This window comes from Leuconostoc miyukkimchii (genome assembly GCF_019656055.1).
GTDB classification, from domain to species: domain Bacteria; phylum Bacillota; class Bacilli; order Lactobacillales; family Lactobacillaceae; genus Leuconostoc; species Leuconostoc miyukkimchii.
In genome coordinates, this window is record NZ_BPKY01000002.1 from 97,799 (window position 1) to 111,367 (window position 13,569).

General features: G+C 35.2%; 18 protein-coding genes. 5 read left to right on the forward strand and 13 right to left on the reverse strand.

Annotated features, from left to right (window positions below):
* Positions 1 to 90: 90 nt before the first annotated feature.
* The 3 genes from K5Q13_RS02860 (at position 91) to K5Q13_RS02870 (ending at position 2,129) form a co-directional block, all read left to right on the forward strand.
* Positions 91 to 894, forward strand: coding sequence for a MerR family transcriptional regulator (locus K5Q13_RS02860; RefSeq protein WP_220739711.1), 804 nt, complete (start codon positions 91 to 93; stop codon positions 892 to 894).
* Between the two features lie 186 nt (positions 895 to 1,080).
* Positions 1,081 to 1,542: a GNAT family N-acetyltransferase gene (locus K5Q13_RS02865; RefSeq protein WP_220739713.1), complete on the forward strand. Its 462-nt coding sequence runs from the start codon at positions 1,081 to 1,083 to the stop codon at positions 1,540 to 1,542.
* A 32-nt stretch (positions 1,543 to 1,574) separates the two neighbouring features.
* Complete coding sequence (locus tag K5Q13_RS02870; protein ID WP_220739715.1) at positions 1,575 to 2,129, forward strand: GNAT family N-acetyltransferase; 555 nt, start codon at positions 1,575 to 1,577, stop codon at positions 2,127 to 2,129.
* A gap of 81 nt (positions 2,130 to 2,210) precedes the next feature.
* On the opposite strand, the gene K5Q13_RS02875 is transcribed toward K5Q13_RS02870, so the two are convergent.
* From K5Q13_RS02875 to K5Q13_RS02905, 7 genes are all read right to left on the reverse strand, one after another.
* Entirely contained in the window at positions 2,211 to 2,750 is a 540-nt protein-coding gene (locus K5Q13_RS02875) for an Asp23/Gls24 family envelope stress response protein (protein WP_220739717.1), read from the reverse strand.
* Positions 2,751 to 2,769: 19 nt separating this feature from the next.
* Positions 2,770 to 2,973, reverse strand: coding sequence for a DUF2273 domain-containing protein (locus K5Q13_RS02880; protein WP_220739719.1), 204 nt, complete (start codon positions 2,971 to 2,973; stop codon positions 2,770 to 2,772).
* 24 nt (positions 2,974 to 2,997) lie between these two features.
* Positions 2,998 to 3,552 carry an alkaline shock response membrane anchor protein AmaP gene (gene amaP / locus K5Q13_RS02885; protein WP_220739721.1) on the reverse strand — a complete coding sequence of 185 codons (555 nt, stop codon included), beginning with the start codon at positions 3,550 to 3,552 and terminating at the stop codon, positions 2,998 to 3,000.
* 31 nt (positions 3,553 to 3,583) lie between these two features.
* Positions 3,584 to 3,829, reverse strand: a complete 246-nt coding sequence (locus K5Q13_RS02890) for a GlsB/YeaQ/YmgE family stress response membrane protein (protein WP_220739723.1) — start codon at positions 3,827 to 3,829, stop codon at positions 3,584 to 3,586.
* Positions 3,830 to 4,151: 322 nt separating this feature from the next.
* The gene (locus K5Q13_RS02895) at positions 4,152 to 5,111 is read right to left on the reverse strand and encodes a CorA family divalent cation transporter (RefSeq protein WP_220739725.1); all 960 of its coding nucleotides are present in this window, start codon (positions 5,109 to 5,111) and stop codon (positions 4,152 to 4,154) included.
* A gap of 48 nt (positions 5,112 to 5,159) precedes the next feature.
* Entirely contained in the window at positions 5,160 to 5,558 is a 399-nt protein-coding gene (locus K5Q13_RS02900) for a pyridoxamine 5'-phosphate oxidase family protein (protein ID WP_220739727.1), read from the reverse strand.
* Positions 5,559 to 5,592: 34 nt separating this feature from the next.
* Positions 5,593 to 6,456: an SDR family oxidoreductase gene (locus tag K5Q13_RS02905; protein WP_220739729.1), complete on the reverse strand. Its 864-nt coding sequence runs from the start codon at positions 6,454 to 6,456 to the stop codon at positions 5,593 to 5,595.
* Between the two features lie 336 nt (positions 6,457 to 6,792).
* Between K5Q13_RS02905 and kdsA the strand changes: the two genes are divergently transcribed.
* Complete coding sequence (kdsA, locus tag K5Q13_RS02910) at positions 6,793 to 7,644, forward strand: 3-deoxy-8-phosphooctulonate synthase (RefSeq protein ID WP_220739731.1); 852 nt, start codon at positions 6,793 to 6,795, stop codon at positions 7,642 to 7,644.
* Positions 7,628 to 8,584: a KpsF/GutQ family sugar-phosphate isomerase gene (locus tag K5Q13_RS02915; RefSeq protein ID WP_220739734.1), complete on the forward strand. Its 957-nt coding sequence runs from the start codon at positions 7,628 to 7,630 to the stop codon at positions 8,582 to 8,584. The genes kdsA and K5Q13_RS02915 overlap by 17 nt, the downstream gene beginning before the upstream one ends.
* Positions 8,585 to 8,657: 73 nt before the next feature.
* Here K5Q13_RS02915 and K5Q13_RS02920 read toward each other — a convergent pair whose 3' ends face one another.
* The 6 genes from K5Q13_RS02920 to K5Q13_RS02935 form a co-directional block, all read right to left on the reverse strand.
* Entirely contained in the window at positions 8,658 to 9,506 is an 849-nt protein-coding gene (locus K5Q13_RS02920; RefSeq protein ID WP_220739736.1) for an aldo/keto reductase, read from the reverse strand.
* 38 nt (positions 9,507 to 9,544) lie between these two features.
* Positions 9,545 to 9,700: a hypothetical protein gene (locus K5Q13_RS02925; RefSeq protein ID WP_220739738.1), complete on the reverse strand. Its 156-nt coding sequence runs from the start codon at positions 9,698 to 9,700 to the stop codon at positions 9,545 to 9,547.
* Positions 9,701 to 9,788: 88 nt separating this feature from the next.
* Entirely contained in the window at positions 9,789 to 10,031 is a 243-nt protein-coding gene (locus K5Q13_RS02930) for a GlsB/YeaQ/YmgE family stress response membrane protein (protein WP_220739740.1), read from the reverse strand.
* Between the two features lie 184 nt (positions 10,032 to 10,215).
* Entirely contained in the window at positions 10,216 to 10,350 is a 135-nt protein-coding gene (locus tag K5Q13_RS09630) for a hypothetical protein (protein WP_281420482.1), read from the reverse strand.
* A gap of 48 nt (positions 10,351 to 10,398) precedes the next feature.
* Positions 10,399 to 10,524, reverse strand: coding sequence for a hypothetical protein (locus K5Q13_RS09635; RefSeq protein WP_281420483.1), 126 nt, complete (start codon positions 10,522 to 10,524; stop codon positions 10,399 to 10,401).
* A 158-nt stretch (positions 10,525 to 10,682) separates the two neighbouring features.
* Positions 10,683 to 13,367: an HAD-IC family P-type ATPase gene (locus K5Q13_RS02935; RefSeq protein ID WP_220739742.1), complete on the reverse strand. Its 2,685-nt coding sequence runs from the start codon at positions 13,365 to 13,367 to the stop codon at positions 10,683 to 10,685.
* Positions 13,368 to 13,569 lie beyond the last annotated feature (202 nt).

The following is a 13,569-nucleotide window of genomic DNA, read 5'->3' on the forward strand; positions in this document are numbered from 1 at the left end:
CTACCTTTAGTCATAATTTTAAAATAAATTTCATGTTACAATTAAGCATACACTATAACGTGACGTTACAGTCAATAAAAGGAGTGATTCATGCTGAAAATAAGTGAAATGGCGAAATTAGCTAATACAACCCGCCGTACCCTAATATTTTATGATCAGGAAGGTATTTTTAAGCCCGAATATAAAACTAAAGCTGGTTATCGCTACTATGACTATAGTCAATTGTATGATTTATTGTTTATATTGGGATTAAAAAGTTTGGACATGTCTTTGGAAGAAGTAAAAAAAATAAAAAGTCAGTCCTATGAGATACCAACTTCTCAATTGTTAAGCACACAAACTAAAATTGAAAATAAAATTCAGGAATTAGTTAACATTCAAACAGTGATCAATAAAAAAATGGAGAACCAGAAAGTGACTGAAAACTTCGCTCTCTATCAACCCACAGTTCAAACACGGCGGAAGACCTTATTTTGGTGCTCTAGACAATCTATTAGTTGTACCGAAGAAGAAGTAGCACAATTATTCTCAGAATTTTACCAACATCTTGATTCGTTGGCTATTATGGATACAACTCAATCTGGATTCCTAACAAATTTATCTGTTCACAAACCCGATGAATATGCTGAAGCATCTTTTCGTATTCTTAAAGAGATTGTTACGACCAAGAAACATATACTTACACCAACAATTGAAAAAAAAGCGGGCTTGTATGCAACGATATTGGTTGAGAATAATATTATTGGTATTCATCAGGGTTTAACTAAATTAAAAAAATTTTGTGTAAAAAATAATCTAAAAACTGAGAATAACTTATGGCAACTAAATGCTAATAACACTCTTATTGAAACTGGTTCGTCACAATATGGCTGGTTAGAATTTGCCATAATTTAACAAGTAGTGATGAATAATTAACTTCAAAAACACTAAAATTTTGTCATTTAAGGTAATAATTCATTTTAATTAAATCTACCAATCCTTGTCATAATCATATCGATAACGCTCCAGAAAACAAATTCACAACTTTAGTATGATATAATGTGATAAATTAACGATTTAATTACATGGGGAATAATACCAATGCTCAAACTAACTGTAATGGATACGAACCACTTTAAAAAATATATCAACACAGCTGTACAAGAATACGCTACAGAAAAGGAAGCGGCTGGTACTTGGCTCAAGGTAGATGCTTTAAAAAATGCCCAAGATACCTACGATCGCTTGCTACCCTTAGGACTTGAAACACCTCATAATTTCTTCTATACTATTTTAGATGACACAACTATTGTTGGTTATGTTTGGTTTGGTGCTGACAACGAAAATGAATCAGTTGCCTTTATTTTTGATTTTGAAATATACGCACCATATCAAAATAAAGGATTTGGCTCAGGTGCGTTAGATCTAGTCACTCCTGAAGCCAAAGAAAAGGGATTTACTTCATTGGGCTTACATGTCTTTGGTAGCAATACTCGTGCTATTCATGTCTATGAAAAGAGTGGTTTTAAAATCACTGATGTAAAAATGAAAAAAGATATTTAACCATCAAGTGACATATGAAAGAAGGCGTTTTAATGTTTAGTTATACTTACGATGATGACATTAAGGTATCACTACCTGTGCCTCATATTGATGCACCAAAACTTTTCCCTCTTATTAAAAACAGTGGCGAAACAATCAGCACTTGGTTACCTTGGGCCAAAAATTTACAGACAGTATCTGACGAAGAAAGTTTTCTTAAAATGGTCCTGAAAAATTTTGGCACTGGTGATTCCTTGAATTGCGTGGTTCATTTTCAAGATCAACCAGTTGGCATGATTAGTTTAAATAAAATTGATAAAGCTAACAACTGTGCAGACATTGGGTATTGGTTAGGATCTGAGTGGACACATCGTGGCATTATGCATCGAGCAGTTTCAGCGATTATTGCAATTGGCTTTACAGAATATCATCTTAATAAAATAACAATTGAAGCTGACGTAAATAATTTAGCCAGTAATAAAGTTGCAGAAAAACTGAATTTTCACCTAGATGGTACCAAACGCGAAGCATTAAAATATAGTGATTATAAGTTTGGTGACATGAATGAATGGTCTCTGCTTAAGAAAGAATGGCAAAAAATCAATTAGATTTCAACATTTAATGTATGCTATATAAAAAAGCACAATCACTAAATGATTGTGCTTTTTTATAACATTAATTTATGTGTTTTACTTGACTCGGTTATCGTCATCTCGTGCAACTTTTGCAGCTGTGCTCTTCACAGTATCGACACCATCCGATGCTTTTTCTCTAACAGCGTTACCAGCATCAGACACGCGATCCTGCAATGTTGTTTGAGAGGCCGCAAATTCCTTTTGCGTTTGAATGTCGACAACCTCAACGTTTAATTCGACTAATACCAAACTTGTTGTCTCTTTAACCTGTTTAGCGATAACTGTTGATAATTGCTTATAAATGTCATGAGCATTGTGCCCATATTCCATAATAATATTCAGATCAACAGCAACTTGTTCTTTGCCAACCTCAACATCAATACCATCTACAGGATTATCACTATTAACAATCCTATTTTTAATATTAGCGACAAAACCACCATCAACACCTAATAATCCACTAACATTTTCAATGGCATAACCTACTATTTTTTGAATAACTTTATCGTTAAACGTCAGTTCACCCCTTGTTTCTTGTTGTAGTTTGTCACTTTCATTTGCATGTGTTTGCGTATTATTTTTTTCTGAAACCATATTAATATTCTCCAATTTTCTATTGATTTCTTCGTGTAAACAAATCAGTAACACGTGAGAAATCAATCTTGTATTCTTCTAAAAGCGCACCAATCCAGCCAGCAAAAATCGTCACAGCTACAATGAAAATTGCTTTCCAAAATCCTACAGTGATAAGTAATGTTGACAAAATAAAACCCGTAACACTACCAAACCAAATTTTAACTGATTTTATGTTTTTCATTTAGTCATACCCCTTTAGAGTCATTTAAATAACTCTCGTCACTTTTCGTCTGGCATTTGATTGTTGATTAACCTGAATGTCAACTTTAATCGGTATGTCACTCACTCCGGCAAGTAAATCGGTCAGCTTAGTCGTTAGGTTCTTCGTTATACGGGGTAAATCAGCAACCGTAGCACGTTGATAGACGGCATCAGCACTAATGTAAAATTCTCTTTTGCGACGCGTATTTTTAATTTTTACCTGAATATTAGATAAGTCTTCACCTGATAATTGCGTCTTAATAAACTGCTTGATCCCATAGTTGCTAAGCGCTAATTTACCTTCCTTACTTTGTTTTAGTAAAATATCTGGTAGCTGAGTGGGACGTAGTAAAATCAGTAGTAAAATGAACGCTGTGACCACCAACAATGCAATACCATAATAATAAATAAATATTTCGCTTTTAATGGTAACGTTGATATTAAAACGTTGCAAAAACATAAATATTGCTACAATTATTCTTGGCCAAATCAACAGACAAAGTCCAAACAAATATCCTAAGCTAATCATGCTCAAAACTATTTTTTGGCTTTTTTGCATAGCACACCTCTCCTTCTAACAACTATCTATACTAATCTCTTCCTCGAATACCTAACAGTACTGAAACTAATAATACAAGAATGACCGCACCAATGATCGAAGGAATAAGTGACATTCCTGCTAGACTTGGTCCCCAATGGCCAAGTAAACTTTGACCAATAGCAGAACCAATCAGTCCAGCGACAATATTACTTATCCACCCCATTGATTCACCACGGTTTGTTATTGCTCCAGCAACGGCACCAATGATAGCACCCACAATTAATGACCAAATCATGTCTATTCCTCCATTCTTTTCTCCACAGAATTATGACAAATTACTTGTTAAGGACACTATAACATTAAATGAAAACGCTTACAAAGATAATGCTCAGATACTAACAATAATATTTTAAACACGATACTAATTTATCCACTTTTCATTTTCATATTTTCTAAGCGAGAGAACTATTGCCTGTAAACGATCCATTGCTTTTTTGAGCACTTTAATATGAACTGTAAAAGAAATTCGAATAATGACCTGACTATTAATTAATTTATTCTTCTTTCTTCAATTAGGTCACACAATATAAGAAAAATTTGATTTTTTAAATGATAGTTTATAAATATTTTTTTCGACGCAACAAAATCCACACAGCAATAGTAAATATCACTGAAATCAAAAATACAAGAATAACACCAAAATTGAATTTTTCAAAAGGCAAGTGCACATTTATACCCCAAAACCCATATATGATTGTTGGAATTGTTAACATAATTGATATTTCAGTTAATGTTTTCATAATCGCATTCAACTGATAATCGCTCATGTTAGAAATGAGCGTTTCGAGGTTTTTCAAAAAATCATCATATCCCTGGACCTTTTGATTCATGATGTCAGTAGTATCATACAAATATTCAATATTTTGTTGATTCTCATCACTATTTATCTTTAATACATCAAGATGTGCTTGAATAAAATCTAAAACTTTTTTATTGGCATTGTATGTAATTGATAGCATCATGAGACGTTTTTTTAAAGACAACAATGTAGCAAAAACTGGTTTTACTGGTCCTGAATCATTAAGATTACCTTCTACCTGATCAATGTCATCTTTCATTTCTTTCAAATTTTTTAACATTTGATCAAATATCTTGGGCAAAATATGAATTAAAATTTCAGTTGTTAGGTTTTCTGGTTTGTGAATTTCCAATTGTTCAATTGAATTCACCACAAGCTGTATTTTTGAATCTGTATACACAATCACTTTATTCTGAAAAATCAATAACATAATTGATGTCACCAATTTTTCTATATCCTCTGTTTCCTGTTCAAAGTTAGGAAATAAAAAGTTAAGAACAAAAAAATGTTCCCCTTTTTTCAAGATTTTTTCATCAAAAAAAGCCTCATTTTCAAATTTTTTCATTTCTTCTAAATCAACACCAAAAAATGCCTCTATTTGATTTAACTCATCAATATTTTTACCATACATATAAACAATCGGTACATTTTTATTGTCATAACTCATGTGATTTTGTTTTTTGAAACTGCCATTCGTCAAGCTATAAGGATAAATCAATTCGGTTACCTCTCAGCTGCCAACACTTTAACAATTGAATTAAATCAGCTATGCTAATCTAATACCTGCATCTAATGTATTGTCTAATTTATAAATGCGTTCAACATCAATAACGACCACAGCCGCACGCGGAAAGCGTTCATAAATATTTGTTTTTTCTAAAATTTCTGTCGCGTACGAATCATTTTCATGAATGTGTGCTCTTCCCTCGAATCTAAAGCCTTTTTCAGCCTTTCTATCGACAACTGCCACAGCGGCTAAATGATTCGTTAGCAAATTTTCATAAGCGTGTCTAAACGTATGCTCGTAATAAATTAAATGTGAGTCATCTAGCACATGTAATGAACCTTTTGGTCCAACTTGTGGCGAGCCATCAGAATTAGTTGTCGCCAAAAAAGGAAATTGTTCATTCACCATGTTTTGCATAAACGGTGATAAAATCGCCATATTCTTTCCATCCTTTCGTATACTTTAGAAGTGATCACAAGCCACCGGTAACTTTAATTGATTCTCCCGTAACATAACTTGATTCATCTGATGCAAGAAATACATATGCGCCCGCTAATTCCGCAGGCTGACCCGCGCGTCCGAGTGGTGTTGATTGCCCAAAATTTGGAATATTTTCTGGCAATTGACCACCAGCAATTTGTAACGGTGTCCATATAGGTCCTGGTGCAACGCTGTTAACACGAATACCACGATTAGCTAACTGTTTAGCTAGACTAATCGTCATATTTTTAATAGCAGCTTTTGTACCAGCATAATCCACTAAAAATGGTGATGGTTGGTCAGCCTGAATAGAGTTTGTTGTAATGATACTGCTATCTGGCTGCAAATGTGGTAATGCGGCTTTAATTAACCAAACCAAACTAAAGACGTTTGTGGCATATGTATCTGTTAATTGTTGCGTGGATAAATTAGCAATATCAACTTGAGCTTGTTGCTTCCCTGCTACTAAGACTAAAATATTAATGTCTCCAAGAAACTCAACCGCCTCGTCAACAAGTTCCTGATTAAATGATTCTGATTTCAAATCTCCAGGCACTAATTTTATTTCTCTACCTAATGATGTTACTATACCCGCTACTTCCTGAGCATCATCTGCCTCTTCTGGTAAATAATTTAAAACAATATCAGCGCCTTCATGGGCATAAGCAATAGCCACTGCTCTGCCAATACCTGAATCACCACCAGTGATTAACGCTTTTTTGTGCTTCAAACGCTCGTGCCCAACATAACTTGCCGCACCATCATCAGGTGTTGGCGACATTCTACTTTGTAATCCTGGCTCAGGTTGTTGTTGTTTTGGAAAATGCGTAATCGTATATTGCTTATTATTTGCCATTTTTTCTCCTTTTTTGAGTAGCTGTTAATGATTATTTTTAATTAAGTCTACCCATTTCCTCTTTATTTACTCTAAATTAGTTAATGACAATATTCATATTAATACTTTTCAAATATGCATAATAAAACACTAACTATCGCCTACAGATTAACAAAAAGGCTGATAGTTTGCAAACATTTTGATTATGACATTTTTATTAAGGGTCTTATGATTTGTAATCATTCTAAAATGCTTATAAATTATATCACTCATGAAAGAATGTTATAATGAAAATAACGTTAACCAATTATCGTTTTGGTGTAATGGTGTTGCAATTAAAGAATAGGAGAAAATAACATGTCAAACATAAGTGATGTATTTTCAGGATACGGCTTCAAAAATGATCGTCTGACACTTTTGGCCGGACCTTGTGCAATTGAATCCTACGAAACATGTGCTGAGGTGGTTGAAACACTAAAGCACATAACAGAAGAATTGGGCATTAACTATGTATTTAAAGCATCGTTTGATAAAGCTAACCGCAGCTCCATCGATTCAGAGCGTGGTGCTGGAATGGCTGCTGGTTTAGAAGTTTTGCAAAAAATAAAAGACACTTACCAAGTCCCTATTGTGACTGATGTTCATGAATCGTATCAATGTGAACCTGTTGCTAAAGTAGCAGATGTCTTACAAATTCCGGCATATTTAAGCCGACAAACTGATTTATTATTAGCTGCTGCAAAAACTGGACGTGTTGTTAATATCAAAAAAGCACAATTTATGGCACCAGAAGATATTCAAAGTGCAGTTAACAAAGTTGCCAAAACAAATGAACATATCTTAGTCACAGAACGTGGTACTATGTTTGGTTATCACCAACTGGTTGTTGATATGACAAGTCTAATACAAATGCGTGATACTGGTTATCCGATTATTTTTGACGCCACACACTCAGTACAAATTCCAAGTGGTTATGGTAATCATTCTGGTGGTAACCGCGATTATGCCTTTCCATTGATGCGTGCTGCCTTGGCAATAGGTATTGATGGCATTTTTGCCGAAGTTCACCCTAATCCACCAGAAGCAATTTCAGATCAGGATAGTCAACTTTACCTATCAAAAATTCGTCCTATTTTGGAGAATGCCAATAAACTCTTCCATGAACATCTCGAAATGAAGGCGGTGTATGACAATGACGACTTACTTTGATGATGCTAAACTCACTTTTGACACAGAAATTGATGCTTTGAAAACAGTACGTGAAACGCTGGATGATCATTTCGATGACGTTATCAATGCCATATTAAATACAAACGGCCGTGTGCTTTTTGTTGCAATTGGAAAGTCTGGTCTTATTGCTGAAAAAATAGCTGCTTCCCTTTCCTCTATTGGTTTATCCAGCTTTTTTATTGATGCCGGCTCTGCTTTTCATGGCGATTTAGGACGTGTATCAGCAGATGATTTAGTTATTTTTGTTTCAAATAGTGGTGAAACACAAGAAGTCATTCAAACATTATTTGCGTTAAAAAATATTCATAAAACCAATCTGAAAACAGTTGCCATCACAGGATCCGAAGAGTCAACACTAGCTAGGGAAACTGACATATTGTTAAAAGTCGATGTAGCCGAGGAAGCAGACACCACCAAACTTGCACCAACAAGTTCAACAACTGCAACGTTGGTCATGGGAGATGCCATACTAATTGCTATTGAAAAAGCTCAGGAATTTAAACGCGAAGACTTTGCACTTTATCACCCTGGTGGCTCAATTGGCAAAATGTTACTACGCGATGTGCAACATTCCATGCATACTAAGATACCTTATGTCCACATCGACACGCCAATTAATGATGTCATTTATCGTATAAGCGATTTTGGTGTTGGTATGACCTTAGTAAAATCATCTGATGATAAAGTTATTGGTATTGTAACTGACGGCGATATTCGTAAGAAGTTTTTGTATATTAATCAAGTTAAAGGATCAACAGCCGAAGATTATATGACTGAAGGATTTATTAACATTAACCAAACAGCACGTAATACTGTTGCTTGGAAAAAAATGGCAGCCAACAATATATCAAACTTAGTTGTCAATGACGATGACGACAATGTCGTTGGTATCATTACAATCCACGATGTACTGGACTAATTATGATCATGTGTGTGATGTAAATTTAAAAGGTCACTAACTTCAACAAGTTAGTGACCTTTTTTTAATCTATTTAATTAAATTCTTCATATACTTTAGGATCCTGATTATCAACACGTCCATCAGTTTTTGATAAATTATTGATACTAGTTACTTCGTCATTTGTTAGCTCAAAATCCCAAAGCTCAAGATTATCACGTTGGTGTGTTAGACTAGATGATTTTGGAATTGGTAGCACACCGCGTTGCAAGTGCCAACGCAAAATGATTTGTCCAGCATTTTTATGATACTTATTTGCCAATTGAATAACAACTGGTTCATTTAACACTGCGCTACCTCGACCTAAAGGACTCCATGCTTCAGTTACAATGCCGCGACTTTGGTTATCTTTCAATAACTCATCCTGTATCCAATATGGATGTATTTCGTTTTGGTTAACCGCTGGCGTCACACCTGTGGCTTCAATGATACGGTCCAAATGCACCGCTTCAAAATTTGAAACACCAATAGAACGCACTAATCCGCGTTTTTGCGCCTCAACTAGCGCAGTCCACGCTTCAACGTAGTTATCTCGTTTTGGTAATGGCCAATGGATTAAATAGAGATCTAAATAATCCAACCCCAAACGCAAAAGTGACTCTTCAATTATCTTTAACGCATCGTCATAATGATGATACTGACCGGGAAGCTTTGACGTAACATAAAATTCTGTTCTTGGCAGACCTGAACGCCTAATTGCCTCACCCACAGCGCCTTCACTGTCATAATTAGTCGAGGTATCAATTAATCGATATCCTAATTGAATTGCCGATAAAATTTGATCGACACCGCGCATACCACGAACTTGATACGTGCCTAATCCTATTTGGGGCAACACATGCCCATCGTTTAATTCATAAAATGGTATATACTTTTCATTCATACAACGCCTCCTATCATCAAGCCTCAAACCATAATGGTTCAATCCGCTTTTTTATAATCAGCATTTTTAGGATCGTGATTGTATACATCTTCTTTATCTGTTGATTTTGGATCATCTTTTTTGTTTTTCTGCGCTAGCTCATTTTGAGCATCGGTTTCTTCTTTTACTTCTTTTTGCTTATCATGTTCTGTCATAACTTTAACGCTCCTTTTTGAAATTACTTTAATATCTACTAACACTAATTAATTTCTATACAGATTAAGTTGCATTTACTCAAAAAAATTAACTTTGTCTTTTCCCTATCACCCATGAAACAACTAATACGAGAATCACCGCTCCAATAAGAGATGGAATAATGGCCATACCTGCTAGACTAGGACCCCAATGACCCAGTAATCCCTGACCAATTGCTGATCCTACCAGCCCGGCGACAATGTTACTAATCCACCCCATTGACTCACCGCGATTTGTTATAGCACCAGCAATAGCACCGATTACAGCGCCAACTATTAATGACCAAATCATATTCTATCCTCCAAACATATTTTAAATCAGTTAATCAATGTGCAATATTCATTAACTTGAGTTCATTCTAACACTAACTATTAGCGCTTACAATAAAAGTGCTTATGGGGTAAGTTCGTATATCTTGTTAATAACATAAAAAAAGCTACAAACATAGAAATAAATTCTAATCTGTAGCATAGCTTTAATTATATATTTTATCCTCTAATTCATCACCTAATTTATCCACTCCTTTAGCGGCAAAAATAGTTGTACCCACAGCTAATCCACTAACAATCAATGTAGATGCTAATAGAAATTTAAATATTGCTTTTAACATAATTACTCTCCTTGGGTTTATCTTAAAGTAAAGCGTTTCACATATAGCTTACTTTTTAGGTTTCTTGGATCGAGAATCTTTGATTTCATGATAAAGACTGAATAACAATTGTCCAATAGCTAATAAAAGTGATAGCTTCCCCCAGAATCCAGTACTGCGTTTAACTTTTGCCATATCACATTCTCCTTTAATTTACATTAACACCAATTCTTATCTTGATTGTAACTTTTAAGTATATGTAATGCAAGAAATATGCTGAAACAAAAAACCAAGTTTAGCTAAACTTGGTTTTTATCGTACTACTGTATCATTTTACATCAATTAGTTTTGATTTATTTTTTACGTAGGCGTAGATATTTGTGGATTTCTGTCACCACTAAGACAATTGCACCAGTTACGATAACAATAATCCAATTAGAGAATGTTAAAGTAGCTGTCGAGAATACACCCTGCATAAATGGCACATATGTGAAAAGGATCTGCAAGAAAATCATCAATCCAACTGCCACAAATGCCATCGGGTTAGACCAAAAATGTTTACTCAACACTGGTGCCTCAGTTCGAATATTAAACAAATAAAATATCTTACCAAAGATAATTATATTAACAACCATTGTACTAGCCACAGCAAAGCTAACACTAGCGCCTAATGTTTCAAAGACTAGTAATCCGATTGCAGCAATCAAAACACTGACATATGTCATCTGAAAAACATCACGACGATTCATTAGCTTAGCGTTCGTCTTTCGTGGTGGCCGGTTCATCAATCCTGGTTCAGCTGGTTCAAAAATAAAAGCTAATTGAATTGTTATCGCTGAAACCATATTAATCCACAAAAGTTGTGTTGGTGTCAAAGGCATCGGTTGTTGCAAGAAGATACTCATTACAACAATTAAACCTTCAGCAAAACTGGTTGGTAACAAGAATAAAATTGTTTTTCGAATATTATCATACAGGCGTCTACCTTGCTCGATAGCCACTTTAATCGTTGAAAAATCATCATTAGCCAAAACCATATCAGCTGAATCTTTGGCAACATCAGTACCTTTGATACCCATTGCAACACCAATATCGGCTTTTTTAAGCGCTGGCGCATCATTTACACCATCACCGGTCATGGCCGTCACAAGTCCATTTGCTTGGAAGGCTTGAACAATACGTAGTTTATTTTGCGGTGTCGTTCGTGCAAAAACATCGTACTTGGTGACAACCGCTGCTAATTCAGTGTCGTTCAACGCATCAACTTCAACACCGGTCATGGCATCAATACCATCAGCCAAACCTAACTGTTGTCCAATTGCAGTAGCAGTAGCTGCACTATCACCAGTAATCATTTTCACACGAATACCAGCTTGACGCATATTCTTAATGGCTTCAACCACTTCAGGTCTTGGTGGATCAATAATGGCACCCAGACCAAGAAATGTGATGCCTAACTGAGCTAACAATTCATGTGTTACTTCATTTTGATCTACAGCTACCTCTCGGTAACCAACTGCAATAACACGTTTTCCAGTTTTTGAAAATTCTTGTGACAATTTAGTCCAATAACCTTCATTAAAATCAGTTGACTGATTAGCTAATTCAAACAATTTATCAGGTGAACCCTTAATTGCAATAAAACGTTGTCCTAACTGATTTTCAACTAATCGCGCCATATAACGATAATCGGAGTCAAACGGAATACGATCGATTTCTTTTAATTTTGGAGATTTTTGACCGAATGCCTTGTAATATGCTGACAGAAAAGCTGCATCTGTAGGTTCACCGTTGATTTGCCATAACCCATCTTCTTTTGATAAGAAGGTATCATTGGCCTGTTGACCCATTGTTAAAAACATTTCAAGCTTAGTATTTTGAGATGCATCAACAATCTGATTATCTTTTAAAATATCACCATTTGGTGCATAGCCTACCCCAGTGACACTATAATGGTTTTGACCGATAACAATGTCTTGTAACGTCATTTCATTTTTAGTTAATGTCCCAGTTTTATCAGAAGCAATAATATCAACCGCACCAAGGGTTTCTGCGGCAGGTAAAGTTTTGACAATTGCATTTTTCTTAGTTAAGGATTGCACCCCAGTGGCTAAAATAACTGAAGTTGCGGCAGGTAATCCCTCTGGCATTGAGCCAACAATCATTGTAATAATAGCCATTGCCAACACTGGTAATGCATAGACATTCATCAACCAGCCAAGCACAAATGTGAACAACGCGACACCAATAATAAACCATGAAATTCCGCGTCCTAAAGTATCTAATTCTTTAGTTAATGGCGATTTATTATCTTTAACATCTGAGACACTTTGCGAAATCACTCCAATCTCTGTATGTAATCCTGTCGCGATAACAATCCCAGTCGCGCTACCATTTGTTACCGCTGTAGTTGCATACGCCATGTTGACACGATCTGCTAATGGTGTTTTCACTGGCACAATTGATTCAGATTTTAAAACCGAATCCGCCTCACCTGTCAAAGAAGACTCTTGAATTCGCAAATTATCCGCGTCAATAATTCTTAAATCGGCTGGTACATTGTCGCCGGCCTCCAAGTAAACAAGATCACCTGGCACAAGATTTTTGGAAGGAATATCAGTTCTGATATTATTTCGAATAACTGTGGCTTCAACCGACAGCATGTTTTTAATTTGTTCAAGCGCGTTACTTGCATTAATTTCTTGGAAGTAACCAATCAAAGCATTAATAATGACCACTAATCCAATAACAACCGCATCTGAGTAGTGGCGCATCAACAAAGTTAATAAAGCTGCTGCTATTAAGATATAAATAATCACATTATTAAATTGTCGTAAAAAAACTAGCCATTTCGGTGTTGATTTTAACGACATCTCATTAAAACCATATTTGGTGAGACGTTCACTCACCTCTGAATCTGTCAAACCTTTTGGATACTGACCATCAAGGTTTTTAACAACCGTTTCCCAATTTTCAGAGTGAAAAGTATTCAATCTCTGATTCGATATCGGTATACTGTCGTCGTCCTTTTTATTCATATTCTTGCTATACTCCTTTTAAGAAAATTCTTTGCGTCTCGCTGATTAAGGTTGGCCGTCATACTAATAAAATAGTAAGATTTATAGTCGGTTTCCCACGATGGTTCGTCGCTACTCCCGCAAGAGTTATAAGGGTATAAAATAGTTGTTTTGTATGATTAATAATACCAAAAAAACAGATAAAAAGCAAATAAGGTAGCAC